This window comes from Micromonospora zingiberis (genome assembly GCF_004331455.1).
In the GTDB taxonomy this organism is placed as follows: Bacteria; Actinomycetota; Actinomycetes; order Mycobacteriales; family Micromonosporaceae; genus Micromonospora; species Micromonospora zingiberis.
Map to the genome: position 1 here is coordinate 646,293 of NZ_SJJR01000001.1, position 26,256 is coordinate 672,548.

General features: G+C 72.2%; 23 protein-coding genes and 1 pseudogene. 10 read left to right on the top strand and 14 right to left on the bottom strand.

Translation table 11 applies throughout. The features are described 5' to 3' along the window. The first annotated feature begins 1 nt into the window (after position 1). Positions 2-295: a ferredoxin gene (locus tag E0H26_RS02865; RefSeq protein ID WP_131300540.1), complete on the top strand. Its 294-nt coding sequence runs from the start codon at positions 2-4 to the stop codon at positions 293-295. Between the two features lie 25 nt (positions 296-320). On the opposite strand, the gene E0H26_RS02870 is transcribed toward E0H26_RS02865, so the two are convergent. From E0H26_RS02870 to E0H26_RS02880, 3 genes are all read right to left on the bottom strand, one after another. Beyond that, entirely contained in the window at positions 321-893 is a 573-nt protein-coding gene (locus tag E0H26_RS02870) for a hypothetical protein (RefSeq protein ID WP_131300397.1), read from the bottom strand. Positions 894-965: 72 nt separating this feature from the next. Beyond that, positions 966-1,976: a tRNA (adenine-N1)-methyltransferase gene (locus tag E0H26_RS02875; protein WP_420812767.1), complete on the bottom strand. Its 1,011-nt coding sequence runs from the start codon at positions 1,974-1,976 to the stop codon at positions 966-968. Beyond that, on the bottom strand, positions 1,973-3,124 hold the full coding sequence (locus E0H26_RS02880; RefSeq protein WP_131300399.1) for a site-2 protease family protein: 1,152 nt from the start codon (positions 3,122-3,124) through the stop codon (positions 1,973-1,975). The genes E0H26_RS02875 and E0H26_RS02880 overlap by 4 nt, the downstream gene beginning before the upstream one ends. A gap of 84 nt (positions 3,125-3,208) precedes the next feature. On the opposite strand from E0H26_RS02880, the gene E0H26_RS02885 reads away from it, so the two are divergent. The 5 genes from E0H26_RS02885 to E0H26_RS02905 all read left to right on the top strand — a co-directional run bounded on the left by E0H26_RS02885 (position 3,209) and on the right by E0H26_RS02905 (position 9,700). Further along, positions 3,209-4,120, top strand: coding sequence for a RecB family exonuclease (locus E0H26_RS02885; protein WP_131300401.1), 912 nt, complete (start codon positions 3,209-3,211; stop codon positions 4,118-4,120). 79 nt (positions 4,121-4,199) lie between these two features. Beyond that, positions 4,200-5,387, top strand: coding sequence for a sensor histidine kinase (locus E0H26_RS02890; protein WP_240741983.1), 1,188 nt, complete (start codon positions 4,200-4,202; stop codon positions 5,385-5,387). 26 nt (positions 5,388-5,413) lie between these two features. Continuing rightward, positions 5,414-6,100 (top strand): response regulator, encoded by a 687-nt coding sequence (locus E0H26_RS02895; protein WP_131300544.1) that lies wholly within the window; start codon positions 5,414-5,416, stop codon positions 6,098-6,100. 283 nt (positions 6,101-6,383) lie between these two features. Beyond that, positions 6,384-7,151, top strand: coding sequence for an ABC transporter ATP-binding protein (locus E0H26_RS02900; RefSeq protein ID WP_131300405.1), 768 nt, complete (start codon positions 6,384-6,386; stop codon positions 7,149-7,151). Next, positions 7,151-9,700 carry an ABC transporter permease gene (locus E0H26_RS02905; RefSeq protein ID WP_131300407.1) on the top strand — a complete coding sequence of 850 codons (2,550 nt, stop codon included), beginning with the start codon at positions 7,151-7,153 and terminating at the stop codon, positions 9,698-9,700. The genes E0H26_RS02900 and E0H26_RS02905 overlap by 1 nt, the downstream gene beginning before the upstream one ends. A gap of 114 nt (positions 9,701-9,814) precedes the next feature. On the opposite strand, the gene E0H26_RS02910 is transcribed toward E0H26_RS02905, so the two are convergent. The 3 genes from E0H26_RS02910 to E0H26_RS02920 form a co-directional block, all read right to left on the bottom strand. Beyond that, a complete protein-coding gene (locus E0H26_RS02910) occupies positions 9,815-10,462 on the bottom strand; it encodes an HAD family hydrolase (protein WP_131300546.1) in 648 nt (215 codons plus the stop codon). A gap of 97 nt (positions 10,463-10,559) precedes the next feature. Next, on the bottom strand, positions 10,560-11,297 hold the full coding sequence (locus tag E0H26_RS02915) for a neutral zinc metallopeptidase (RefSeq protein ID WP_131300409.1): 738 nt from the start codon (positions 11,295-11,297) through the stop codon (positions 10,560-10,562). A gap of 222 nt (positions 11,298-11,519) precedes the next feature. Next, complete coding sequence (locus E0H26_RS02920) at positions 11,520-12,617, bottom strand: calcium:cation antiporter (RefSeq protein ID WP_131300410.1); 1,098 nt, start codon at positions 12,615-12,617, stop codon at positions 11,520-11,522. 189 nt (positions 12,618-12,806) lie between these two features. Between E0H26_RS02920 and E0H26_RS02925 the strand changes: the two genes are divergently transcribed. Next, positions 12,807-13,334, top strand: coding sequence for a hypothetical protein (locus E0H26_RS02925; protein ID WP_206024814.1), 528 nt, complete (start codon positions 12,807-12,809; stop codon positions 13,332-13,334). Here E0H26_RS02925 and E0H26_RS02930 read toward each other — a convergent pair. Next, the gene (locus E0H26_RS02930; protein ID WP_240741984.1) at positions 13,326-13,724 is read right to left on the bottom strand and encodes a winged helix-turn-helix transcriptional regulator; all 399 of its coding nucleotides are present in this window, start codon (positions 13,722-13,724) and stop codon (positions 13,326-13,328) included. The genes E0H26_RS02925 and E0H26_RS02930 overlap by 9 nt on opposite strands. Between E0H26_RS02930 and E0H26_RS02935 the strand changes: the two genes are divergently transcribed. Next, entirely contained in the window at positions 13,704-14,483 is a 780-nt protein-coding gene (locus tag E0H26_RS02935) for an NADPH-dependent F420 reductase (RefSeq protein WP_276320372.1), read from the top strand. The genes E0H26_RS02930 and E0H26_RS02935 overlap by 21 nt on opposite strands. Before the next feature lie 183 nt (positions 14,484-14,666). On the opposite strand, the pseudogene E0H26_RS30535 reads toward E0H26_RS02935, so the two are convergent. From E0H26_RS30535 to metH, 3 genes and pseudogenes are all read right to left on the bottom strand, one after another. Beyond that, positions 14,667-14,825 (bottom strand): annotated as a pseudogene (locus E0H26_RS30535) (cell division protein DivIVA); the annotation flags it as partial. Positions 14,826-15,322: 497 nt separating this feature from the next. After that, on the bottom strand, positions 15,323-15,667 hold the full coding sequence (locus tag E0H26_RS02945) for a hypothetical protein (protein ID WP_131300414.1): 345 nt from the start codon (positions 15,665-15,667) through the stop codon (positions 15,323-15,325). A gap of 326 nt (positions 15,668-15,993) precedes the next feature. Further along, positions 15,994-19,509 carry a methionine synthase gene (metH, locus tag E0H26_RS02955; protein WP_206024816.1) on the bottom strand — a complete coding sequence of 1,172 codons (3,516 nt, stop codon included), beginning with the start codon at positions 19,507-19,509 and terminating at the stop codon, positions 15,994-15,996. 291 nt (positions 19,510-19,800) lie between these two features. On the opposite strand from metH, the gene E0H26_RS02960 reads away from it, so the two are divergent. Both E0H26_RS02960 and E0H26_RS02965 read left to right on the top strand, forming a co-directional pair. Further along, positions 19,801-20,670: a PAC2 family protein gene (locus tag E0H26_RS02960; RefSeq protein ID WP_131300416.1), complete on the top strand. Its 870-nt coding sequence runs from the start codon at positions 19,801-19,803 to the stop codon at positions 20,668-20,670. Between the two features lie 169 nt (positions 20,671-20,839). Then, positions 20,840-21,631, top strand: a complete 792-nt coding sequence (locus E0H26_RS02965; RefSeq protein WP_131300418.1) for a GntR family transcriptional regulator — start codon at positions 20,840-20,842, stop codon at positions 21,629-21,631. Between the two features lie 534 nt (positions 21,632-22,165). Here the strand turns inward: E0H26_RS02965 and mshC are convergent. From mshC to E0H26_RS02985, 4 genes are all read right to left on the bottom strand, one after another. Beyond that, complete coding sequence (mshC, locus tag E0H26_RS02970) at positions 22,166-23,476, bottom strand: cysteine--1-D-myo-inosityl 2-amino-2-deoxy-alpha-D-glucopyranoside ligase (protein WP_131300419.1); 1,311 nt, start codon at positions 23,474-23,476, stop codon at positions 22,166-22,168. 64 nt (positions 23,477-23,540) lie between these two features. Beyond that, on the bottom strand, positions 23,541-24,359 hold the full coding sequence (locus tag E0H26_RS02975) for an SCO1664 family protein (protein WP_131300421.1): 819 nt from the start codon (positions 24,357-24,359) through the stop codon (positions 23,541-23,543). Next, positions 24,356-24,931: a DUF3090 domain-containing protein gene (locus E0H26_RS02980; protein ID WP_131300422.1), complete on the bottom strand. Its 576-nt coding sequence runs from the start codon at positions 24,929-24,931 to the stop codon at positions 24,356-24,358. Before E0H26_RS02980 ends, E0H26_RS02975 begins: the two co-directional genes overlap by 4 nt. Positions 24,932-25,064: 133 nt before the next feature. Then, complete coding sequence (locus E0H26_RS02985) at positions 25,065-25,775, bottom strand: histidine phosphatase family protein (RefSeq protein ID WP_131300425.1); 711 nt, start codon at positions 25,773-25,775, stop codon at positions 25,065-25,067. Positions 25,776-26,256 lie beyond the last annotated feature (481 nt).

Below are 26,256 nucleotides of genomic sequence, written 5' to 3' on the forward strand. Positions count from 1 at the left end.
GGTGGCCGAGGTCGCGACCGACGAATTGCAGGTCTGGGTGGATCAGGACCTGTGCACGGGCGACGGGCTGTGCGTGCAGTACGCACCCGAGGTCTTCGAGTTCGACGTCGACGGCCTGGCCTACGTCAAGGGCTCCGACGGAGAGCTGAGGCAGGCCCCGGGCGCCCGGGTGGCCGTACCGGAACACCTGCGCCTAGAGGTGATCGACTCGGCGCGGGAGTGCCCCGGCGAGTGCATCCACGTGGTACGCGGCAGCGACGGCGTCGAGGTGGCCGGCCCGGAGGCCGAGGACTGACCGACCCGAGGCGGTGCCGGGCGCGTCACAGCAGCGGGCGACCGACCACCGAGGCGACCAGTCGGGCGAACTCCTCCAGCCGGGCGATCTGCCCGGCACCACCGTCGTCGAGGGTCTTGCCGAACCGCAACGCGTCGTGACGCGGCCCGCCGGCCGTCTCCTCGCTGGGCGGGCTCTCGTCGAGCGAGGTCAGCAGCAGGTACACGTCGATGCTGTCGACCCGGATCTCGCCGTTGTCGTGCCGGAACAGCCGGCGGCGGCAGCCCACCTCGGTGACCGAGGAGGCCGGCACCACCCGCAGCGACGAGGTCATCGACCCGGGCGGCCCCTCGCCCGGCGGCACGTCCTCGCCGTGCCAGAGCACCAGCCGGCTGCCGTCGCAGACGACGACCTCCTGCCACACCCCGTTCACCTCGTTGACGAAGCGTTCCAGGGTGAAGCCGAGCACCGACGCCCCGCGCAGCACGCCGCCGAGTGCCTCGAGCGCCACGTCGGGGTCGCGCAGGTAGGCCCGCGCCGCCGATTCGAGGTCCGTGTAGGGCGACCAGTCGGGAAAGACCGCCGGCAGGTCACCGCCGCCGAAACCGGGACGACTCATGCGGTCATCTCCGGCCACCGCCCACCCGCATCCAGGATCAGCCCGTTCACTCCCAGCCGCCCCATTCCGCCGTCACGGCCTGTCCGTCTCCTGCGTCGTGTCCGGTTGCGCCTGCGGCGCCGTGGTCGCCTGTCGGGCCGCCTCCGCCTCGCGCAGTGCCTGCCGGCGTTGCGCGTACGCCTCGGTGCCCTTGCTGGGCTTGCGTCGCCGCGGCGGGGCGGTGACTCCGGGGGCGAGCTTACGCGCGGAGACGAGGAACGCGGTGTGCGCGATCATCCGGTGGTCGGGGCGCACCGCCAGCCCTTCGGCGTGCCAGTCCCGCACCAGCGACTCCCAGGCCCGCGGCTCGGTCCAGCCGCCCCGCTCGCGCAGCGCCTCGACCAGCTCGGACAGCTGCGGGGTGGTGGCGACGTAGCCGATGAAGACGCCGCCGGGCAGCAGCGCCCGCTCGACCATGTCGAGGTTCTCCCACGGGGTCAGCATGTCCAGGATGATCCGGTCGAAACCGGTCTCGGTGCACCCCGCGACGTCGCCGACGTGCAGGTGCCAGGCCGGATGCGGCCCGTTGAAGAACGCCTCCACGTTGCGCCGGGCGATCTGGGCGAAGTCGTCGCGCAGCTCGTAGGAGTGCAGTTCGCCGCCGGTGCCGACCGCCCGCAGCAGCGAGCAGCTCAGCGCCCCGGACCCGGCGCCGGCCTCCAGCACCTTGGCGCCGGGGAAGATGTCGCCCATGGCGACGATCTGCGCCGCGTCCTTGGGGTAGATCACCTGGGCGCCGCGCGGCATGGAGAGCACGTAGTCCGACAGCAGGGGCCGTAGCGCCAGGAACGCGGTGCCGCCGCCGGAGGTGGTGACCACGCTGCCGTCGGGCAGGCCGATCAGGGCGTCGTGCGCGAGGATGCCCCGGTGGGTGTGGAACTCCTTGCCCGGTTCCAGGGTGACCGTGTGCATCCGGCCCTTGGGATCGGTCAGCTGCACCCGGTCACCGGGCCGGAACGGCCCACGGTGCACGGGGGTCAGCTCCGGTGTCTCGGCGGGCACGGCGGTGCCCGGGGCGGCCGGGTTCGAGTGGGTCACGGTCACGAGTTCATCTTCCGGTGAGGTTCGAGCAGTTGCGCCAGATCCGCGATGTGCAGAATTCCGACGACATCTTCGCCTGCCGTCACGAGGTACTGCGCGCCCGGGTGGGCCTGTACGGTCTCCAGCACCCGCTCCCCGTCGGTGGTGACCGGCATGGTCGGCAGGTCGGTGACCGAGCGGGCGACCGCGTCCACCGCCAGCCAGGGCCGGCGGTGCTGCGGCACGGCCGCCGCCGCGGCCGGGTCGACCACCGCCACCGGCCGCCCCGCCGAGTCGGTCACCAGCAACGCGACCGGCCGATCCGGGGTCAGCTCGTCGGCCCGGCGCTGGGCCTCGGCCAGCGGAGTGGCGGAGGGTACGGCGAGCACCGGCCGGGCCAGGTGGGCCAGGTCGACCAGGGGCAGTCGGCGGCCGATCCGGGCCATCCTGATCGACTGCCCGGCGCCGTGCCAGATGGTGAGCGCGACCAGCGCCGTCAACGGCAGCGCCAGCAGGCTCAGCACGCCGGCCGCGTAGAGCAGCCCGACCAGCGCGATGGTGCCCACGGCGAGGACCCGGCCGACCCAGCCAGCCACCTCGGTGGCCCGGTGCCGGTCCCGGGTGAGCGCCCAGAGCACCGCCCGCAACGCCCGCCCGCCGTCCAGCGGCAGCCCGGGGAGGATGTTGAACACGGCGACGATGACGTTGCTCGCCGCCAGTTGGAAGGCGAGTTGGTCGGCCACGGTGCGGTCGGGCAGGGCCACCGTCGCGGCGACCGCCGCCCCGCCGAGCAGCGCGGAGACCGCCGGCCCGGCCAGCGACACCAGCAGGTCCACCCGGGGCGACGGGGCGTCGCGGTCCATCTCGGTGTACCCGCCGAGCAGTTCGAGGGTGATTCCCCGCACACCGATGCCGAAGTGTCGGGCGGTCAGCGCGTGACCGAGTTCGTGGGCCAGCACCGAGCCGAGTAGCGAGACGACGAAGCCGGCGCCGACCAGGTAGCCGACGGCTGGCGACAGCTGCAACCGCTGGCCAGCCAACTCGCCGTAGAGCACGATGATCAACACCGCGAGCAGCAGGATCGAGGCGTTCAGGTACAGCGGCACCCCGAAGATCCGGCCGACCCGGAGGCCGGAGCGCCGTCCCGGCCGTGGCTGCCTGCTCTGCTCCATCGCGCCGATGCTACGCGGCCGGAGATCACCTATTCGGAGCGGCGGCGGCCCCACTGTCACACCGGTGCCCTAGTCTTCCACGGCATGACGGCGGATCCGGTGATCACCCAGCAGGCTCCGACTCCGACCCAGTTGCCGGCGACGGTGCGGGCCTCGCTGTCACCGTCACGGGCCGCGGATTTCAAGACCTGCCCGTTGCTCTACCGGTTCCGCAGCATCGACCGGCTGCCCGAGCGGCCCACCGTCGAGCAGGCCCGCGGCACGCTGGTGCACGCGGTGCTGGAGCGGCTGTTCGACCTGCCGGCGGCCGGGCGTACCCCGGAGGCCGCCGGTGACCTGGTCGCCCCCCAGTGGGACCGGCTGGTCACCGAGCAGCCGGAGCTGGCCGGGCTGTTCACCGACGACGGTCAGGTCGACGCGGACGAGTTCCTCCGGTCGGCGGCGGCCCTGTTGGAGGGCTACTTCACGGTGGAGGATCCGCGCCGGCTGGAGCCGGCCGAGCGGGAGAGCCTGATCTCCGCCGTGATCGACGACGAGTTGCTGATCCGCGGCTACCTCGACCGGCTCGACGTGGCCCCCGACGGCGCGCTACGGGTGGTGGACTACAAGACCGGCGGCGCCCCACGCGAGGCGTTCGAGGCTCGCGCGCTGTTCCAGCTCAAGTTCTACGCGCTGGTGCTGTGGCGCACCCGGGGGGTGGTTCCCCGGGTGCTGCGGCTGCTCTACCTGCGCGACGCCGAGGTGTGCGACTACGCGCCGGACGCCGAGGAGTTGGTGCGCTTCGAACGCACGGTGGTGGCGCTGTGGCGGGCGATCGAGCAGGCCACCGCCGCCCGGGACTTCCGGCCCCGGCCGAGCCGGCTCTGCGACTGGTGCAGCCACCAGGCGCACTGCCCCAGCTACGGCGGCACCCCGCCGCCGTTTCCCGAGCAGCCCACGGCGGATCCGCTGCGCGACGCGCGTACCCGCCCGGCCGCCCCGGGTGCCGACGAGTAGCTCTCCTCCCCAGGGAGGAGAGGCACTTCACCACGCAAGACGATCTTTCGCCGGCAGCGGCGGTTAGCGTCGTGGCGTGGTGACCGAGCTGAGGCAGTGGCTGCGCACCCGCCCGCTGGCCGGTGACGCGCTGTTGACCGTCGGGCTGGTGCTGGGCGAGGTGCTGTTCACCGTGCTGACCCCGCGCGAGTTCTGGCCCCGGTCGCTGCCGGCGGCGCTGGGCTGGAGCCTGCTCTGTGCCGCCCCGGTGGTGCTGCGCCGGGTCGCGCCGTGGCCCGCCGTGCTGGCCGCACTGGCGACCCTGGCCCTGCCCATCGTGCTCGGCGTGGCACCGACGGCGCAGAGTCTCACCCTGGTCGTGCTCACCTACACGATGGCCGCGTACCAGCCGGTGCGTCCGGCGCTGGTGGCCGCGGTGGCGCTGTGGGCGCCGACGGCGATGGTGGCCGCCCGGCTGCCCTCCGAGATCCTGCCGCAGATCGGCGCGGCCTACCTGGTGGCGAACAACCTGCTGGTCGGGATCGTGTCGTTCTCGGTGGGGCGTACGGTGCACGCGCGCCGGTCCACCACCGCGGCGCTGCGGGAACGGGCCCGGGTCGCCGAGGCGAACCAGCGTTCCCTGGCCGAGCAGGCGGTCGCCGACGAACGGCGACGCATCGCCCGGGAACTGCACGACGTGGTGGCCCACCACGTCAGCGTGATGGGTGTGCTGGCCACCGGGGTCCGGCGGGTACTGCGCCGCGACGCCGACGCCGCCGACGAGGCGGTCGCCACCATCGAGGAGACCAGCCGGGCCACCCTGCGGGAGCTACGCCGGCTGCTGGACGTGCTGCGTACCGAGGCGGAACCGGCGGCCGAACTGGCCCCGCAGCCGGGGCTCGCCGGCATCGAGGCGCTTGTCGAACAGGTGCGGGAGGCCGGGCTGCCGGTGCACCTGGCCGTGGCGGGCAGCCCCGGACAGCTGGAGGAGGGGGTGGCGCTGACCGTGTACCGGATCGTCCAGGAGGCGTTGACCAACGCCCTGAAACACGCCGGCACGGCCACCGCGCAGGTGCGGGTCAGCTTCACCGGCGACGCCGTCGAGGTGGAGGTCACCGACACCGGCCGGGGGCCGTCGCCCGACCGGCAACGGCTCGGACACGGCCTGGTCGGGATGCGCGAGCGGGTCGCCCTCTACGGTGGTGTCCTGCGGACCGGGGCGCGATCCGGTGGCGGCTACCGGGTGTACGCGCGGATCCCGGTCGAACCGCTGGCCGACGCCCGGTGAGCGGCACCCGAACCCCGGAGGACGAGATGGCCGATCCGACGAGGCCGACCCGGCCGGTGCGCATCCTGCTCGCCGACGACCAGCCGCTGCTGCGTACCGGCTTCCGGATGGTGCTCGGCGCCGAGCCGGACCTGGACATCGTGGCCGAGGCCGGCGACGGTGCGGAGGCGGTGGAGCTGTCCCGCCGGCTGCTGCCCGACGTGGTGCTGATGGACATCCGGATGCCCCGGATGGACGGGGTGACCGCGACCCGGGCCATCGTCGACGCCCGGCTGCCGGTCCGGGTGCTCATCCTGACCACCTTCGACCTCGACGAGTACGTGGTGGGCGCGCTGCGGGCCGGGGCGAGCGGATTCCTGGCCAAGGACGTGCCGGCCGAGGACCTGGTCACCGCGATCCACACGGTGGCCGCCGGCGACGCGGTGGTGGCACCGCGGATCCTGCGGCGGCTGCTGGACCGTTTCGCCGACGTGCTGCCCGATCCGGCGGCATCGCCCCCGAAGACGCTGAGCACGCTCACCGACCGGGAACGGGAGGTGCTCGTGCAGGTGGCCCGGGGGTTGTCCAACGCCGAGATCGCCCGCGCCTTGTCGGTCAGCGAGACCACCATCAAGACCCACGTCGGGCACGTGCTGACCAAGCTCGGGCTGCGGGACCGGGTCCAGGCGGTGGTGCTGGCGTACGAGTCGGGTCTGGTGCGACCTGGGGCGTAACGCCAGCGTTGCATACGTCACCTACCGTGACGGTCCGGGCCGGGAAACGGTTGACTCTGACGCGAGGGAAGGGTCGAGGATCACCGTGTGGTGACGGGGACGCCGCCGTCAGCACGCCCGGGTCGGGGACAACCCTGATTCCGCGTGGGGGCTACCCGCAGCCGGAAATCCGCTCCGCCTCCGCCCGGAGTCGGACGGATCCGGGGCAACCAGCGCAGATGATGGACTCGTGCCGGACCAGCGGGGGCGGCGCGATTCAAACAGCGACGGAGAGGTACGAGACGTGACCGCTACGACAGGCCAGCCGGCACAGGCCGCAGCCCGGGCGAGCGACGTGTGGAAGGTTTACGGCAGCGGCGAGGCTCAGGTCATCGCGCTGCGGGGGGTCAGCGCCGAGTTCGAGCGCGGACGGTTCACCGCGATCATGGGCCCGTCGGGGTCCGGCAAGTCGACGCTGATGCACTGCCTGGCCGGGCTGGACACGGTGACCCGGGGGACGGTGCACGTCGGCGACACCACCGTCACCGGGCTCGGTGACGCGGGTCTGACCAAGCTGCGCCGGGACAAGGTCGGCTTCATCTTCCAGCAGTTCAACCTGCTGCCGACGCTGACGGCCAAGGAGAACATCCTGCTGCCGCTCTCCATCGCCGGGCGCAAGCCCGACCCGGCCTGGTACGACGTCGTGATCGACACGGTCGGGCTCCGGGACCGGCTCGACCACCGGCCGGCGCAGCTCTCCGGCGGCCAGCAGCAGCGGGTGGCCTGCGCGCGGGCGCTGGTGGCCCGCCCCGAAGTGATCTTCGCCGACGAGCCGACCGGGAACCTCGACTCGCGGTCCGGCGCCGAGGTGCTCAACTTCCTGCGCAACTCGGTACGCGAGCACGGCCAGACCATCGTCATGGTCACCCACGACCCGACCGCCGCCGCGTACGCCGACCGGGTGGTCTTCCTCGCCGACGGACAGATCGTCTCCGAACTGATCGAGCCGACCGCCGACACGGTGCTGGACACCATGAAGAAGCTGGACACTCCCGCCGAGGTGGCCGGCTGATGTTCCGGGCGACCCTCAAGAGCCTGCTGGCCCGCAAGGTCCGGCTGGTGCTGTCCGGCCTGGCGGTGGTGCTCGGCGTCATGTTCGTCTCCGGCGCCTTCGTGCTCACCGACACCCTCGGCCGTTCCTTCGACTCACTCTTCGCCGACGCGTACGCCGAGGTCGACGTCAACGTCGCCGCCAAGCCGAAGCTCGAAATCGGCGAGATGGAGGGCGAGCAGCTGATCGGGCCGTTCCCGGCCAGCACCGTGGAGACGGTACGGGCGGTGAACGGGGTGGCCGAGGCCACCGGCGTGGTCTCCGCCGACGGGGCACGGCTGATCGGCAGCAACGGCAAGGCGGTCACCTCGTTCGGTCCGCCGCAGCTGGGCGGCAACTGGACCGGTGAGAGCGACCTGGTGCGGCTGCAGGAGGGCCGGGCACCGCAGGCCGACAACGAAATCGTGATCAACAAGGGGCTGGCGACGGCCGGCAAGGTGGCCCTCGGCGACCAGGTGGGTGTGCTCACCCTGGAGCCGCGCAAGGACTTCACCATCGTCGGCATCTTCGGCTACAGCGGCGACCGGGACTCCCTCGGCGGCGCCAACGAGGTCATGTTCACCACGCCGGTCGCCCAGCAACTGATGCTCGGCGAGCCGGACGTCTACAACAGCGTCGTGGTCAGCGCCGCCGACGGTGTCACCGACGACCAGCTGCGCGACGCGGTGGCCGCCGCGGTGGGCGACAACTACGTGGTCAAGACCGGTGAGCAGCTCTCCGCCGATGCCGCCGCCGGTCTGAAGGAGGGCCTCGCCTTCTTCAACCGGATCCTGCTCGGCTTCGCCGCGGTGGCGCTGCTGGTCGGTACGTTCCTGATCCTCAACACGTTCTCGATCATCGTGGCGCAGCGGACCCGGGAACTGGCGTTGCTGCGGGCCGTCGGGGCCAGCGGCAAGCAGATCATCGGCTCGGTGGTGCTGGAGGCCATCGCCATCGGCCTGATCGCCTCGGTGTTCGGCCTGGCCGCCGGCATCGGCATCGGCGCGCTGCTGGCGTACCTGTTCAGCAACCTCGCCGGAGGGATGGCGCTGGCCGGGATCGCGGTGCCCGCGTCGGCGGTGATCGGCGCGTTCGGCGTCGGCCTGGTGATCACCGTGCTAGCCGCGCTGCTGCCGGCGCTGCGGGCCGCGCGGATCCCACCGATCGCGGCGATGCAGGACGTGGCCACGCCGGACCGGCCGCTCACGAAGATCACCATCGCCGGGGCGGTGGTCACCGCGATCGGCGCCACCCTGCTCTTCGTCGGCCTGGGCGGCTACGCCGGCAGCCGAACCCTGATGACCATCCTCGGTGGCGTGCTCTTCGCGTTCATCGGGGTGGCCCTGCTGACGCCGCTGATCAGCCGCCCGGTGGTGGCCCTGCTCGGCGCGGTCTTCGCCGGCTGGGTGCCGGGCAAGCTGGGCCGGCTCAACTCCGGCCGCAACCCGCGCCGCACCGCCATCACCGCCGCCGCGCTGATGGTCGGCATCGCCCTGGTCACCGGCATCACGGTGATCCTCGACTCGGCCAAGAGCAGCATCAGCGGCCTGGTCCAGGACACCGTCCAGGCGGAGCTGGTGATCGCCGGGGCGCAGAACGGGCCCCGCCCGCCGAGCTTCGATCCGGCGGTGCTGGACCAGACGAAGGCGATCCCCGGGGTCCGCCTGGTCGATGGCCAGTACGGCGACATGGCGCTGGTGGGCGACGAGCGCACCTGGGTGGGTGCGGTCACCGAGCCGGCCGCGATGCGACAGATCTACGGCGCCAAGGCCACCGCCGGTGACATCGACCGGCTGGCACCCGGACAGATGTTGATCAGCTCGGACGCGGCGGAGGCACGCGGGCTGTCCGTCGGCGCGACGCTGCCGGTGCAGTTGGCCCGCGGTGACGCACAGACCTACACGGTCACCGGCATCTACGAAAGCTCGCCGATCTTCGGCCCGGTGATCCTGCCGGCCGACGCCGCCCGCAATTTCAGCGTCACCCAGCCGATCCAGGCGTTCATCCAGCTCGAACCGGGCACCGGGGTGGCCGACGTGCAGTCGCGGGTGGAGGCGCTGCTGGTGGACAGTCCGGAGGTGTCGGTGGCCGACCGGGACGCCTTCATCGAGGAGCAGACCGGGCAGCTCGACAGCCTGCTCACGATGATCCAGATCCTGCTGGCGCTGGCCATCGTGATCGCCGTACTCGGCATCATCAACACCCTGGCGCTGTCGGTGCTGGAGCGGACCCGCGAGCTGGGCCTGCTGCGCGCGATCGGCCTGCGGCGGTCGCAGACCATGGGCATGATCACCGTGGAGGCGGTGGTGATCTCGGTGTTCGGCGCGCTGCTCGGCGTGGCCGTCGGCAGCGGCCTGGGTGCCGCCGTGGTCGAGGCCCTGCGCGACGAGGGCATCAACAAGCTGGTGCTGCCCTGGGGCCAGATGGGGGTCTTCCTCGGCCTGGCCGCCATCATCGGTGTGATCGCCGCGGTCCTGCCCGCGATCCGCGCCGCCCGCATCAACGTCCTGGGCGCCATCGCCCACGACTGAGGTGTAAGGAAGGGCCCCCTGTTAACGCCTAGCGCGGTACAGGGGGCCCTTCTTAACACCAGCAGCGCGGGACGGATCGACACCGGCAGCGCGGGACGGGCGAGCAGCGCGGCGTCAGGCGCCCGGCCGCGCGAGCAGTGCGGCCAGCAGGTCCAGGTCCGCCGTGAGCAGGCTCTCCAGTTGGTGTACGCCGTCGCGGGGCGCGAGCGGCACCTCCGCCGGCACGGCCAGCACGGCCGCTCCGGCGGCGAGGGCACTGGCCACCCCGGTGGCCGAGTCCTCGATCGCCACACACTTCTCGATCGGTACGCCGAGCAGCCGCGCGGCGGTCAGGTACGGCTCCGGGTGCGGCTTGGTCGCCTCCACCTCGTCGCCGCAGACCACCACGTCGAAGCTGTCCCGCCCCAGGGTGTCCAGGGCGATCTCGACCAGCGCCCGGCCGCTGGAGGTGACCAGGGCGGTCGGGATCCGCGCGCTCCGCACCGCGCCGAGCAACGCCAGTGCCCCGGGACGCCATTGCAGCCCGGTACGGAACAGTTCGAGGATCCGCGCGTTGACCCACGCCGCGCTGGCCGTCGGGTCCCGGTGCGGCTGGCCCAGGTCGTCGTGCAGGATCCGCATCGAGTCGGCCATGCCGGTGCCGACGATCGCCCGCCGGGCCGCGGTGGAGAGGCTGCCGCCGTACGCCTCGGCGAGTTCGGCCAACGCGACATCCCACAACCGCTCGCTGTCGACCAGGGTGCCGTCCATGTCGAACAGCACGGCGGCGGGATGGCTGCGCACCGGGATCCTCCTCGTTCGGCTACCCGGTGAATCCTGTCAGCCCGTCACCGCCGTACGCCCGGCACAGTGACCTTTCTCAACTGAGCCCGCAGGCCGACAGCGACTTCTCGTAGCCCCGGAAGAACGCCTCGGCCCGCTGTTCCGGGGTGCCGTGCGCGCCCTCGGCGAACCACGGCTGGCCGGGGTCGTCGCCGACGGCGAGCAGGCCCTCGCGGAACTCGTCCAGGTCACCGTCGGCGAGGGTGAGCCAGCCGGCCTGCACCGAGCCGCCCAGGTACGCGCCGGCCATGCAGTCGGCCTGCAACTCCTGCTGGATGGTGAAGTTGTACTGGATGCCCAACCGGGTCTGGATTCCGTGGGCGTACTCGTGGCCGATCAGGTAGTACACGAACGCGTCGCCCACCTGCCGGAACGCCCGGAAGGACCAGTTGCTGTCGTAGGCGATGTAGTCGCTGACCGTGCAGTAGACGGCATTGTTGCGGGGCACCTCCTGCCCGCCGCAGGTCACCTCCCCGTCGCGCTGGTACGCGATCACCCGCCGGATCTCCCGAAACGAGCTGCCGGACGCCTCGAACTGTGCCGCCCAGTACCGTTCGGCGGTGCGCCGGGCGACCTCCACGTCCTCCTGGAATTCCTCGACCGTGTCGGTGCCGTCGGCGCGGGTCACCTCGGCGCTCGGTGTCGCCGGTTCCCGCTGCCCGGTCGGCTCCGCCGGCTGGTCGACCGGATCGACCATGCACGCGGTCGCCGCCACCAGTGCCACCGCCAGGCCGGCGAACCTCCCCTGCCGCCGCCCTCGCCCGCCAACCGCCACCGCATCCTCCCGCCTCGGCGATGCCGGATCCAATACCCCGACGGTACGGCCGTCATGCCCTTGCCGTCTGGTACGCCGTACCGACCCCACCGGTTCACCGGACGCGCCGGGCTGGCCCGATCCGACCGGACCGGCCGGACCGGCCGGCGCGAAACGATGCGGCCAACGCGGGAGGACTCCGGCCGGCGGTCAGGGGAGGCGGTGGTCAAGAACTGACAGCGGTCAGGGGCTGGCGGCGAGGAAGACGAAGGCGGCGAACAGCACCAGGTGCACCCCACCCTGCAACAGGGTGGCCCGGCCCGGCACGACGGTCAGCACACCGGTGACGACGGTCAACGCGAGCAGGGTGACCTGGGTGCCGCCGAGGCCGAGCAGCAGCGGTCCCTCCAGCCAGATCGACGCGATGGCGATGGCCGGGATGGTCAGGCCGATGCTGGCCATCGCGGAGCCGAGCGACAGGTTCAGGCTGATCTGCACCCGGTCGCGCCGGGCGGCGCGGGCCGCGGCGAGCGTCTCCGGCAGCAGCACCAGCAACGCGATGATCACGCCGACGAACGCCGGAGGCAGGTTCACCGCGGCGACGCCCGCCTCGATCGCCGGGGAGACCGACTTCGCATCGCCGACCACCGCCACCAGGGCGACCAGCAGCAACCCGACGCTGGCCAGGGCCTGCCGGTTCGACGGCGGATCGGCGTGTACCTCCTCCGGCAACGTCTCCCCCTCGCTGCCCACCGGCAGGAAGTAGTCCCGGTGCCGGCCGGTCTGCACCATCACGAACAGGGCGTACAGGGCCAACGAGACCACCGCCGCGAAGGTCAACTGGGCGGGGCTGAACTGCGGACCGGACCGGCCGATGGTGAACGTCGGCACCACCAGGCTGAGCGTGGCGAGGGTGGCCACGGTGGCCAGCGCGCCGCCGGTACCCTCCGGGTTGAACACGGCCAGCCGGCGGCGCAGCGCGCCGATCAGCAGCGACAGACCGAGGATGCCGTTGCAGGTGATCATCACGGCGGCGAAGACGGTGTCCCGCGCCAGGGACTGGGTCTTCTCCCCACCACTGATCATGAGCGTGACGATCAGCGCCACCTCGATCACGGTGACCGCCACGGCCAGCACCAGCGATCCGTACGGCTCGCCGACCTTGTGCGCGACCACCTCGGCGTGGTGCACGGCCGCGAGGACCGCGCCGGCCAGAAACAGGCCCACCACCACGACCATGACGCCGTCGAGCTTCCGGTCCCAGGTCAACGCCAGCACCAACAGGGCGGCGATCGGTACGGAGACGGTCCAGGTGGTCATGGTGCGGCGCAACGCGAGCATGATCTACATCCTGCCAGTCGTCATGATCATGAGCGGCGAAGCCTCCGAGAGTCCCCCGTCTGCGCGCCCACTGCCGCCGGCCGCCCGGCCACGGCGGCACCGGGGCACGGCGGCACCGGGGCACGGCAGCGCCGGGCGCCTACCATCGAGGCCGGGCGGGCGGTCGCCGCCCTGCACGGGACGGGGGCGATGGAGCCGGCAGCAGGTACGCCACGGTGGGCCGGCGTGCCCCGCCGGATCCGCGTCGTGGTCATCGCCGCGACCTGCGTCCTCGCGTACGGCGGCATCGTCCACCTGGGTGACCTCGCCGGCCTCCGACCGGGTGGCCCGGACGCCTCCTCGACCCCCGGTTGGCTGCTGCTGTACTTCACCTCGTTGACCGTGCTGGACCCGCTCGCGGCGCTGCTGCTGGCGCTACGCCGACTCGAAGGACTGCTGCTCGGCTGCGCCATCCTGGTCACCGACGCGGCGGCCAACGGCTACGCCAACTACGTCCTGGACAGCACCCCCGGAGTCACCCCCGCCCGGATCGGACAGGCGGTGGTCACGGCCCTCGCCGTAGCGTTGCTCCTCGCCACCCCCACCGTGGCACCCTGGCTGCACCGCCCGGGACTGGCCCGGCCCGATTCGTGGCAGCCTGGACAGTCGACACGCCGGGCGTGGACCGCCCGCACCGCCACGAACCCGACCCGGGAATCGCCGGGCCGCTCACCGTGACCGCTGGCGCGCACGGCCCGGCGACCGCTCCTCGAAGCGCTGCTGGGCGTCGAGGACCGCGTCGGCGTAGCGGTTGGCCCAGGCGCCCATCAGCCGCATCGGCTCCACCAGCGCCTCGCCCGCTTCGGTCAGCGCGTAGTCGACGCGGGGCGGAGCCTGCCGGTACGGCCGGCGCTCCACCAGGCCGTTGTACTCCAACCGGCGCAACGCCTCGTTGAGCACCTTGGCGCTGATCCCGCCGATCCGGATCCGCAGCCGGGCCGGACGGGTCGGCCCGTGGGCGGCGAGGGTGTAGACCACCACGCTGTCCCACCGGTTGGCGAGCACCTCGAACGCCAGGCGGGCCTGGCAGTCGGAGGTGAAGCCGTCATGTTCCGTGCACCCGCCCATGCTCGCCATCCTGCCCCAGGTGTCGAACACCGTTTGGTCTCCATCAGCCTGCCTAGGGTCCGCAGTGGCGGGTCGCACCGTCCCGCCACTGCCGGAACGAGGGGCGTACGGATGAAGATCGGGATACTCGGCACGGGCGGGATGGCGGCGGCGCTCGGTGGTGCCTGGGTCGCGGCCGGGCACAGTGTGATGATCGGCGGGCGGCGTCCGCAACGGGCGCAGCGCATCGCCGAACTCGTCGCCGGTGCCGGGACCGGCAGCCTGGCCGACGCGGCGCGCCACGGAGACGCGGTGCTTTTGGCGGTACCGGCAGCGGCGGCCCCGCAGTTGGCCGCCGAACTGGCCGGTGATCTCGCCGGGCGCACCGTCGTCGACTGCACCAACCCGCTGGTACCGACCGACGACGGGCTGATGCTCGACGTCGGGGAGACCGGGTCGATCGCCCGGCGACTGGCGGCTGCCGCGCCCGAGGCGTACGTGGTCAAGGCGTTCAACCTGTGCCACGTCAGCATCTGGACGCTACGTCCACCCACGTTCGAGAACGTGCCGCTGGCCGTGCCGTTCTGCGCCGACCATCCCACCGCGATCGCCGCGACGCAGACCCTGATCGGCTCGATCGGCTGCACGCCGGCACCCTGCGGCGGGTTGGCGCGGGCGGCGTACCTGGAGGCGACGGCGGCGTTGGCGATCGGTATGTGGTGGGCGGGTACCCAACCGCGTGCCGCCTTCCCGTCCCCCGCCGAGGCCCCGCTCCCCTGACCGCCTCCCGGCCTCCCGGCCTCCCGGCCGCCTCCCGGCTCCCGGCTCCCGGCTCCCGGCTCCCGGCTCCCGGCTCCCGGCTCCCGGCTCCCGGCCACCTTGCCCGCTGCTGACCGGAGGGCAGCGGTAGGGGCCGACACCAGTTCAGAGCGGCGGGCCGCCCGTACCGGTGGTCCGGTCGGCCTGCGCGCGGGCCTGCGCCAGGATGGCGTCGGCCTCGGCCCGGGCCGCCGCCAGGATGCCTTCCGACTCCCGCTTCGCCTCGTTGCGGTGGTCGTCGGCCTGTTCTTCGGCAAGCTCGAGGATCTGCTCGACGCGGGTGCCCAGCCCGGCGAGCGTGGGCCCGTCGTCGGCCAACTGGAACGTCCGAACGCGCCGCGGGGCCGGCGCGCGGTCAGCGCCGGCCAGGTGGCCTTCCGCGCTGAGGGTGGGTGCCGACGAACCGAACGCGGTCATGGTGACCCCGGCCAGGATGGCCACCAGGGCGGGCCAGATGGCCACCTCGCCGAGGAGGATGCCGCCGGCGGCACCGCAGCCGAGTCCGAAGAGCAGGGTCTGAGCGGGCTTGACTCGCATACGTCCTCCCGGTGGGGCGGCGGGCCGCGGCCCCGAGCGTTCCGGCTCGCGGACCAGGTCTGAGCATTCGGGCTCGCGGACCAGGTCTGGACGTCCAGGTTCTCAGGCCGGGTCAAACCCGAACGCCGGCCGAGTGCTGGGCCCAGCGCCGGCGCCGCCGTTGCGCCGCAACGGCGCATACCCTGCACGCGCGATGCCGCCGTTCCAGCGCAACGGAGTCGATCATCCCGGTCGGCCGGAGCCGATCGCCCCAGTCGGGGTCGTCAGGTCAGGGCGCACCTTGTGCCACAGACCGGGCAGTACGCCCGCTTGGCGTTCGACGTGACGCTGGTGTCGCAGCTGGTGCACCGGCCTTCTTCCCAGAGTCCCTGGTCGATGCCGAGCCCACCCCGGTAGTACTCGCGGTCGGGCCACGCGACCAGTTCGACGTCGACCGCACCGCGCTCTTCCGCGTAGGTCGTCGCGGTGGCCAGCACGAGTACGGTTCGTATCCCGTACTCCTCCTCCGTGTGGTGCGACAGAACCCGGCGCAGCACGTCGACGAGTTCGGGTACGGGCAGCGCCGCGAGTCGCTCGGCGAGGCTCTCCCGATCTTCGTCCGTCGTCATGCGCCCGACCGTACACAAGTGCCCTGACTGGTCAGCACGTCTGCGGCCGGCGACCTGGAGACGGCCTGATCTGGCAAACAGACCGCGATTGAACCCGTAGCTGGCTCCACGTCCGCCGCTACCGTCCGCGGCCTGCGGCCGGAGAAGATCACCCCGATGAACTACAAGGCCGGCTCTCGATCTGTCGGTGCGCCCCGATCAGGTGGATCTGGTCTCGCCGGGTCAAGTCGCTGGCCGAGGCATACGTCACCTGGGCGCCCTGGACCGGCGGGCCAGCGGAGTTCTACCTCGAACTGGGCTTCAGGCCGACAGGCGGGCGGCGGTCGTCACTTGGCGTTGAAGTAGCTCGCCTCCGGGTGGTGGACGACGATCGCGTCGGTGGCCTGTTCGGGCATGAGCTGGAACTCCTCGGACAGTTGCACGCCGATCCGCTCGGCGCCGAGCAGGTCCACGATCTTCGCCCGGTCCTCCAGGTCGGGGCAGGCCGGGTAGCCGAACGCGTACCGGCAGCCCCGGTAGTCGGTGCGGAGCAGGCCGGCCAGATCGGTCGGGTCGTCGGCGGCGACGGTACGGCCGTCGGGCAGGGTCAACTCGGCCCGGACCCGCTTGTGCCAGTACTCCGCGAGGGCCTCGGTGAGCTGCACGGACAGCCCGTGCACCTCCAGGTAGTCGCGGTACTCGTTGCGGGCGAACAGCTTGGCCGCGTACTCGCTGACCGGCTGGCCGACGGTGACCAGTTGCAGGGCGACCACGTCCAGGTCGTCGCCGCGCGGGCGGAAGAAGTCGGCCAGGCAGAGGCGGCGTTCCTGGCGCTGTCGGGGGAAGGTGAACCGGGCCCGCTCGGCGTGCCCGTTCTCGTCCAGCACCACCAGGTCGTTGCCCTCGGAGTAGGCCGGGAAGTAGCCGTACACCACGGCCGCCTCCAGCACCTGGTCGGCGATCAGGCGGTCCAGCCAGTAGCGCAGCCGGGGCCGGCCCTCGGTCTCGACCAGTTCCTCGTACGACGGTCCCTTGCCGCCGCGCGCACCCCGCAGCCCCCACTGGCCCATGAAGGTGGCCCGCTCGTCCAGCAGCGCCGCGTAGTCGGCCAGCGGCACGCCCTTGACCACCCGGGTACCGAAGAACGGGGCGCTCGGCACCGGCACGTCGGCCGCCACGTCGGAGCGGACCGAGGCGTCGCTCAATTCCGGCAGCGACTCGGCGACCACGGCGCGCTGCCGCTCGCGGCGGGCCCGACGGGCCGCCAGGGCCGCCTCCCGGTCGGCGTCGATGACCGGCGCACCGCCGCGCTTGGCGGTCATCACCCGGTCCATCAGGGAGAGTCCCTCGAAGGCGTCCCGGGCGTAGTGCACCTGGCCGGGGAACATCGACCGCAGGTCGTCCTCGACGTACGCCCGGGTCAGCGCGGCACCACCGAGCAGCACCGGCCAGCGCTCCGCGACCCCGCGCGAGGCCATCTCGGCCAGGTTCTCCTTCATGATGACCGTGCTCTTGACCAGCAGACCGGACATGCCGATGGCGTCGGCGCGGTGTTGCTCGGCGGCGTCGAGGATGGCGGAGATCGGCTGCTTGATGCCGATGTTCACCACCTCGTAGCCGTTGTTGGACAGGATGATGTCGACCAGGTTCTTGCCGATGTCGTGCACGTCGCCCTTGACCGTGGCGAGCACGATGCGGCCCTTGCCGCCGTCGTCGGCCTTCTCCATGTGCGGTTCGAGGTACGCCACCGCGGTCTTCATCACCTCGGCGGACTGCAACACGAACGGCAACTGCATCTGCCCGGAGCCGAACAGCTCGCCGACGACCTTCATGCCGTCCAGCAGGATGTCGTTGATGATCAGCAGGGGCGCGGTGCCGGCGGCCATCGCCGCGTCCAGGTCGGCTTCCAGGCCGTTGCGCTCACCGTCGATGATCCGCCGCTTGAGGCGTTCGTTGAGCGGCAGCGCGGCCAACTCCTCGGCCCGGGTGGCGCGGGCGGACGCGGCGTCCACACCCTCGAAGACCTCGATGAAGCGCTGCACCGGGTCGTAGCCCTCGCGGCGGCGGTCGTAGACCAGGTCGAGCGCGATCTCGCGCTGCTCGTCGGGGATCTTCGACATCGGCAGGATCTTGCTGGCGTGCACGATCGCCGAGGTCAGCCCGGCCTGGACGCACTCGTGCAGGAAGACCGAGTTGAGCACCTGCCGGGCCGCCGGGTTGAGCCCGAAGGAGACGTTCGAGATGCCCAGGGTGAAGTTGACTCCCGGCCAGCGGCGGGCGATCTCCCGGATCGCCTCGATCGTCTCGATGCCGTCGCGGCGGGTCTCCTCCTGACCGGTGGCGATCGGGAAGGTCAGCGCGTCGATGAGGATGTCGGCGCGGCGCAGCCCCCACCGGCTGGTCAGGTCCTCGATCAGCCGCCCGGCGACGCGCACCTTCCACTCCGTCGTACGGGCCTGGCCCTCCTCGTCGATGAGCAGCGCGACCACGGCGGCGCCGTGCTCGGCGACCACCGGCATCACCCGGGCGTACCGGGAATCCGGGCCGTCGCCGTCCTCGAAGTTCACCGAGTTGACCACGCAGCGTCCGCCGAGCATCTCCAGGCCCGCCTCGATCACCGCCGGCTCGGTCGAGTCCAGCATGATCGGCAGGGTGGAGGCGGTGGCGAACCGGCCCGCCAACTCCCGCATGTCGGTGGTGCCGTCCCGGCCCACGTAGTCGACGCAGAGGTCCAGCAGGTGCGAGCCGTCCCGGGCCTGGCCACGGGCGATCTCCACGCAGGACTGCCAGTCGGCGGCGAGCATCGCCTCCCGGAACGCCTTGGAGCCGTTGGCGTTGGTCCGCTCCCCCACCATCAGCACGCTGGCGTCCTGGGCGAACGGCACGTGGTGGTAGATCGAGGAGACACCCGGGTCGGTACGCGGCTCACGCGGCCCCGGCCGGGCGCCCCGCAGCCGCTCGGCGAGCAGCCGGATGTGCTCCGGGGTGGTGCCGCAACAGCCGCCGATCAGGGCGACGCCGTAGTCGGTGACGAAGCGTTCCATGGCGTCGGCCAACTCGTCCGGCGTCAACGGGTAGAACGCACCGTCGGCGGTCAGCTGCGGCAGGCCGGCGTTCGGCATCACCGACAGCGGCACCCGGGCGTGCTGGGCGAGGTAGCGCAGGTGCTCGCTCATCTCGGCCGGCCCGGTGGCACAGTTCAGCCCGATCAGGTCGACACCGAGCGGCTCGATCGCGGTCAGCGCGGCGCCGATCTCACTGCCGAGCAGCATGGTGCCGGTGGTCTCCACGGTGACGTGACAGATCAGCGGGATCGTCTGGCCCAGTTCCGCCATCGCTCGCCGCGAGCCGACCACGGCGGCCTTGACCTGGAGCAGATCCTGGCAGGTTTCCACGATCAGCGCGTCCGCGCCGCCCTCGATCAGGCCGGCGGCGTTCTCCTGGTACGCCTCGCGCAGCGTGGCGTAGGTGGCGTGGCCGAGGGTGGGCAGCTTGGTGCCGGGTCCGATCGAGCCGAGCACGAAGCGGGGCTGTTCCGCCGTGCCGTACGCGTCGGCCGCCTCGCGGGCGATCCGGGCACCCGCCGCCGACAATTCCCGGATCCGGTGCTGGATGTCGTACTCGGCGAGGTTGGCCAGGTTCGCGCCGAAGGTGTTGGTCTCCACGCAGTCCGACCCGGCCGCCAGGTACGCCTCGTGCACCCCGCGTACGACGTCCGGGCGGGTGACGTTGAGGATCTCGTTGCAACCCTCAAGGCCGTCGAAGTCGTCCAGGGTCAGGTCGGCGGCCTGGAGCATCGTCCCCATCGCCCCGTCGGCGATGAGGATCCGGTCTGCCAGCGCATCGAGCAACGAAGTCCGCACGAACTCAGGTTAGTGCGGCGCGGCCGGCTCGCCGCCCCGCGCGCCCCCCTTCCCACATTGTGTCGCCGGGATCACGTTGACCGGTTTGGTAGCCTATGCCGGTTAGCTTACTGATCACCCGAGGTCGCCGGCCGGGTGCGCCGGGTCGCGGAGCCGGCTCATCCGGCGCGGCCGGCGGGCCGCGTCCGGGCGCGGCACGTAGGCTGACCGTGTGAGGGACTACAGCGACACCACCGTGCACGGCGGGCGGACGACCGGGGCCGCCGGCAACGAGCAGGGTGAGGTGACGGCGTGACCGAATTCGACGGGCTGCCGGTGCTGCGGTCCCCCGTGGCCATCGCCGCCTTCGAGGGCTGGAACGACGCCGCCGACGCCTCGACGGCCGCGGTCGAGCACCTGGAACAGGTGTGGCAGGCCAAGCCGATCACCGAGCTGGACCCGGAGGACTTCTACGACTTCCAGGTCAGCCGGCCGACCATCGCGATGTCCGACGGGGCCACCCGGCGGGTGGAGTGGCCGACCACCCGGTTCACCGTCGCCAGCCCGTCGGGTACGGACCGGGACGTGGTGCTGATCCGGGGCATCGAGCCGAGCATGCGCTGGCGCACCTTCTGCGAGCAGGTACTGGAGATCTGCCACAGCCTGGAGGTCGAGCGGGTGGTGCTGCTCGGCGCGCTGCTGGCGGACGTGCCGTACACCCGGCCGCTGCCGATCAGCGGCAGCGCCTCCGACGCCGACGCGGCCAAGCGCTACCAGCTCACCCCCACCCGCTACGACGGGCCGACCGGCATCGTCGGCGTACTGCACGACGCCTGCACCCGCGCCGAGGTCGACGCGGTCTCGTTCTGGGTGCACGTCCCGCACTACGCCAACAACCCGCCCTGCCCGAAGGCGACCCTGGCCCTGCTGCACCGGGTCGAGGAGGTGGTCGACCTGCCGGTGCCGATGGCCGACCTGGCCGAGGAGGCCGCCGAGTGGGAGCAGCGGGTGCGCAGCGCCGCCGAGCAGGACGCCGAACTCGGCGAGTACGTCCGCGAGCTGGAGGAACGGGTCGGTGACGCGGGCATCACCCCGTTGACCGGCGACGAGATCGCCCAGGAGTTCGAGAAGTACCTGCGCCGCCGGGGCGGCTCGGCCGGCCCCACCGCCGGTTCCTGGTAGCCACCCCGACAGATCCGCCTTCTTCAGGGCCCCGGGCTTACTGCCCGGGGCCCTGATCGTTGCCGGTCGCTCTGATCCGGACGGCGACACCTTCGACGCGCGGGATCGATGGGGTGGCGGGGTCACCTCGCGTAGGGCATCCTAGGAACCTAGCTGATAGGAGGTCGGGATGCAGATCAATCCCGGCGCGGCCGAGTTTCCGCACCGGCAGATCGCCGCGCAGCTCAAGGCACAGATCCGGCGCGGTGACTGGGGGCCGGGCGAGCGCCTGCCGTCGATCCCGGCCATCGCCGAGATGTTCGGCGTGGCGAAGCAGACCGTGCAACGCGCCGTCGACCAGCTGCGGGTCGAGGGCGTCCTGATCACCAAGCCCGGCTCCGGTACGTACGTACGCGGCACCCGCCGTCGCCTCAACCGGCTCTCCCGAGGGCGGTACGGCGGTTTCCGTGGCTACCACACCGATCTGGCTGCCCGCTACCGGCAACAACTCGTCTCCGTCGGCCGCTCCCCCGCACCACCGGAGGTGGCCGACGCGTTCGGCGTACCGGACGGCACCGACCTGCTCTGCCGCCGACACCTGGTCCGTACCGAGGACTCACCGGTCGAAGTGGGCGCCTCCTGGTTCCTGCCCGCCGACACCGCCGGCACCTCCCTGGAACGCGCCGAGGCGTTCGGCCGCCCGCTCTACCAGGAGGCCGAGGAGGTCATCGGGCGGCGGTACGCCACCGCCACCGACACGATCACCGCGCGCCAGCCCAGCCGGGAGGAGGCGGAAACCCTCCAGATCCGGCCGGACACCCCCGTGCTGCACCTGCTGCACGTGGCGTACGACACGCACCGCAAACCCATCGAGGTCGCCCAGGCGACCTGGCCCGGGCCGGTCACCACCCTCACCGAGGAGTACCTGATCCCCGCCCCCACAGCCGACCCCGATCCCGACCCCGGCCTCATCCTCGGCTAACCCACCACCCCGGGCACACCCCGCCCCTCCCGCCCTCACCCCGGCCCGGACTGCCCGCCGCGCACCGCCCCGTCGATCTTGCACTTTTCGTCGCCATATAAGCCGCAAATGCCGCACAACCGCGACCAGAAGTGCAAGATCGACGGGGCGGGGCGCGGCGGGGCGCGGCGGACCCGGGCGGACCGGGGCGGGGCGGGGTGGGGCGGACCCGGGCGGGGTGGGAGGGACCGCAGGGCGGGAGGGGTGGGTGGTGGGGCTAGGTTCTGTCTCGCGGATCTTGTGGTCGGGGACGGCGGGTGGGCCGATCGATGTTCGACGGGTCGAGCAAGGTGTGGAAGTGGGTACCGGGCACGTCGTACCTGGCCGCCTGGTCGCGTCGGTGCTTGCGCCGTTGAGGCTGCGTCCTACCCGGCTGCGTTGCTCGTCCCCGCCGCGGTCCAACCACGCTGGTCGGACTCCCGGTCCTAGCCGCGGATCTTGGTTCGAAACGGCCTCTATGGGGGCCGTTTCGAACCAAGATCTGCGAGACGGAACCTAGAGGCGGATGCCGAGGAGGGCGTCGAGGGTGTCGGCGAACAGGGCCGGTGCCGCCGGATCGTCAGCCGAGCCGGTGCCGGTGTCGGCCGAGTGCTGTGCGAGTCGTTGCAGCGCCGGGTCGGCCCGGCGATCACCGGCGTTGGCGGCAAGGGTCCGCTCGGCCCACTCGTCGGCCAGCCGGAGGGCACCAGGCGAGTCGAGGTCGTCGGTGAGGCGGTCGCGTACGCCGGCCAGGAACGTCTCCCCGGACGGCCCGGCGGGCGCGGCGGCGGCCCGACGCCAGCGGTCCAGGCGCTGCTGCGCGGCGGCCAGCAGGTCCTCGGTCCAGGACCGGTCGGCGCGGTAGTGGCCGGACAGCAGTGCCAGGCGGACCGCCATCGGGTCCACCTGGTCGGCGCGCAGCCGGGAGACGAAGACGAGGTTGCCGCGGGACTTGGACATCTTCTCGCCGTCCAGGCCGATCATGCCGGCGTGTACGTAGTGGGCGGCGAACGGCGCCGCCCCGGTCAGCCGTTCGGCGTGCGCGGCGGAGCACTCGTGGTGCGGGAAGAGCAGGTCGTTGCCGCCGCCCTGCACGTCGATGGTGGAGCCGAGCAGGCCCAGGGCGATCACCGCGCACTCGATGTGCCAGCCCGGCCGCCCCGGGCCGAGGTCACCGCCGGGCCAGGAGGGCTCGTCGGCCCGGGCGCCGCGCCACAGCAGCGGGTCGAGCGGGTCGCGTTTGCCGGCCCGGTCCGGGTCGCCGCCGCGCTCGGGGAAGATCTTCAGCATCTCGTCCCGGGACAGGTTGGACTCGTAACCGAAGCGGGGCGCGGCCGAGATGTCGAAGTAGACATCCCCGGTGCCGTCGTCCAACCGGTACGCGGCACCGTCCTTGAGCAGCACCAGCACCTTCTCGGCGATGTCCGGGATCGACTCGACCGCGCCGACGTAGTGGGCGGGTGGGATGATCCGCAGCGCCTCCATGTCCTCCCGGAACAGCGCCGTCTCCCGCATGGCCAGGACCTTCCAGTCCTCACCGTCGCGGGCAGCGCGTTCCAACAGCGGGTCGTCGATGTCGGTGACGTTCTGCACGTACCGCACCTGGTGGCCCGCGTCGCGCCACATCCGCTGCACCAGATCAAAGGTGATCATGGTGGCGGCGTGGCCGAGGTGGGTGGCGTCGTACGGGGTGATGCCGCAGACGTACATGGTCGCCGGGCCGGGCGGGTCGGTCGGGTGCACGGCCTGCCGCGCCGAGTCGAACAACCTCAGCGCCCCGCTCCTGCCCGGCAATCGTGGCACCTCGTGCCCCACCCAAGAGTCCATGACCGTCAGCCTAACCAGCCCTGGGTCACCGTCACCGCCAGCCCGCAGTGATCAACCCCTCAGCTCACAGCGGCGGCCACGGCACTGCCGGCCAGTCCGCGGGCGGCTGCGGAAAACAGGCGTGCCGGCGCAGCCGGTCGATCCGCGCCGCCAACTCGGTGATCTCACTGAGGGTGAGGTGTTCGGCGAGTTCGGCGCCGAGCGGGCCGCGGAGCTGACCGGCGAGGCGGTCGAGCGCCGCCACGGCGTCGGCGGGCAACGGCCGGCCGGCCCAGCCCCAGAGCACCGTACGTAGCTTCTCCTCCACGTGGAAACTGACCCCGTGGTCGACCCCGTGGATCCGGTCGTCCGGGCCGAGCAGTACGTGGCCACCCTTGCGGTCCGCATTGTTGATCACCGCATCGAGCACCGCGAGCCGGGCCAGCCGGGGGTCGTCGGCGTGGGCCAGGGCGTACGCGGTGCCGTCGTCGTCGCGGGCCGCCGCGATCGGGAACCACCGGGGTGGCAGCGCGTCGGCCGGCACGAACCCGACCAACGGCTCGGCGTCGTCGGGCTCGTCGATCCACAGCTGGCAGGAGCCGGGGCCGAACGGCCCGTCACGCAGCACGGTCGGCGGCACCAGATCCCAGCCGGTGGCCGCGCAGACCAGATAGGCGGCGACCTCGCGACCGGCCAGCGTGCCGTCGGGAAAGTCCCACAACGGACGCTCACCGCGTACCGGCTTGTAGACGCAGCGGGCGGTCATGCCGTCGAGGGTGAGAATGCCGCGCAAGGTGGTGTTCGACGCGTCGACCAACCGCCCCTCGACGGTCAGCTCACCGTCACGAAGCAGACGCAGCGCGGCGCCACCATCCTGTCGGGGGGTCACGCCGGACGAGGTCACCGGTGATAGCCGTTGTGCCGGGGGCAGAGGTGACCGGCCGGGTCGAGCGGCTGGCCGCACAGCGGGCAGGGCGGGCGGCCCGCGTTCACCACTCGCCGGGCCCGTTCGATGAACTCGCGGGTCGCCTCGGGGGTCAACCGCACCCGGAGCCGGTCGAGATCCTCGTCCGGCTCGACGTCGTCGGCTTCGTCCTCCTCGGACTCACCCAACTCGATCTCGGCCTCGGCTTCGCCGACCGCAATCGCCTCGATCACCACGGTCGCGGTGTCCGCGTCGAAGGCAAGGCCCAGCGTGCCGACCCGGAACTCCTCGTCGACCGGCGTCTCCAGCGGGTCGTTGTCACCGAGCGAGGCCGGCGCCTCGGGCAGTTCCACCCCGAACCGGCGCTGCGCCTCGGTGAGCAACTCCTCCAACTTCTCGGCGAGCAGAGAGACCTGGACCTTCTCCAGCGCGACGCTGACCAGCCGGCCTCCGCCGCGCGCCTGGAGGAAGAACGTGCGCTCCCCCGGCGGCCCGACGGTCCCGGCGACGAACCGCTCCGGCGGCTCGAAGGCGTGCACCTGGTGGGTCATACCCACGACCCTATCCGGCGGCCCCGGGCACCGCGCACCCCACCGACCCGAATTCCGGTACGCTTCCGGGCCCGGCTCGCCGCCCGTTCACCCGCCCCGTTCGCGGCCCTGCCACCGGCTCGGGCCGGGCGGCTCACCGGGCCGCTCCCGCACCGCCGCCGACCGCGGCGTCCGAGTCGACCGACCGGGCCCGCCGGCGCCGCTTGCTCGGTGGCGGTACCAGCCCGGTCAGGTCGCCACCGACGTCGTTGAGGCGCACCAGGAACGGGCGGAGCGGGGTGTAGCGGATCGCCGTCACCGACGCCGGGTCCACCACGATCCGCTGAAAAAGATCAAGGTGTACGCCGAGCGCGTCCGCCACGATCGCCTTGATCACATCGCCGTGGCTGCACGCCAACCAGACCGCCTCCGGGCCGTGCTCGGCGGTCACCCGGGCGTCCCAGGCGCGTACCGTGGCGACGGCACGGGCCGCCATCTGCGCCATCGCCTCGCCCTCGGGGAAGACCGCCGCGCTGGGATGCTGCTGCACCACCGGCCAGAGCGGCTCCTTGGCCAGCTTCTTGAGCGGCTGCCCCTCCCAGTTGCCGTACCCGCACTCGATGAGTCCTTCGTCGGTCACCGGCGACGACTGTGGCAACGCCAGGTCGAGGGTCTGCCGGCAGCGGATCAGCGGACTGCTCACGACGGCCGCCAGGGGCACCGCGCGCAGCCGCTCGCCGACCGCCGTCGCCTGAGCCCGGCCGGTCTCGTCCAGTTCGACCGGCTGCCGGCCGGCCAGTCCGCCGTCGGCGTTGGCGGTGGTACGTCCGTGTCGCAGGAGCAGAAGTGTCGCCACGTACCCCACCCTAGGCCCGGTGGCCGGGCACACCGTCGGGTGGCTGCGTACCGTCCGGGCCTGCCTCTGGCGTGTTGCGAGCCCTGGGGCCGGATGTCCGGTATGTCGGCGTGGTGGCGTGGGGCGGGGTGGAATGCCGGCCGGGGGTACGGCGTTGTAACCGGTGGCTGACCGAGCAGGGCCCGTACCCCGCGGGGAATGTCCCGCCCCCGTCAGTCGTTACACCTGGTCCCGGCGCCGCGAAGACCCCCGTCCGCGACCCGCCGGCATCCCTCTTCTCTGCTTGCTCTGTGCGCCGTCACGGCGCTGGTGTCGCCGCGCCGATCCCCCGTCGGCGACGCCCGACCCCCGATTGGAGCCTGCTCATGAACACCATGCTGCGTAAGAGCGTGCTCGCCATCGCCGGTCTGACCGTCGCCGGTGGCCTCGCCGCCGGCCCGCTGAACCACACCACCACCGATCCGGCACCGGTCAACCCCATCGCCGCCGC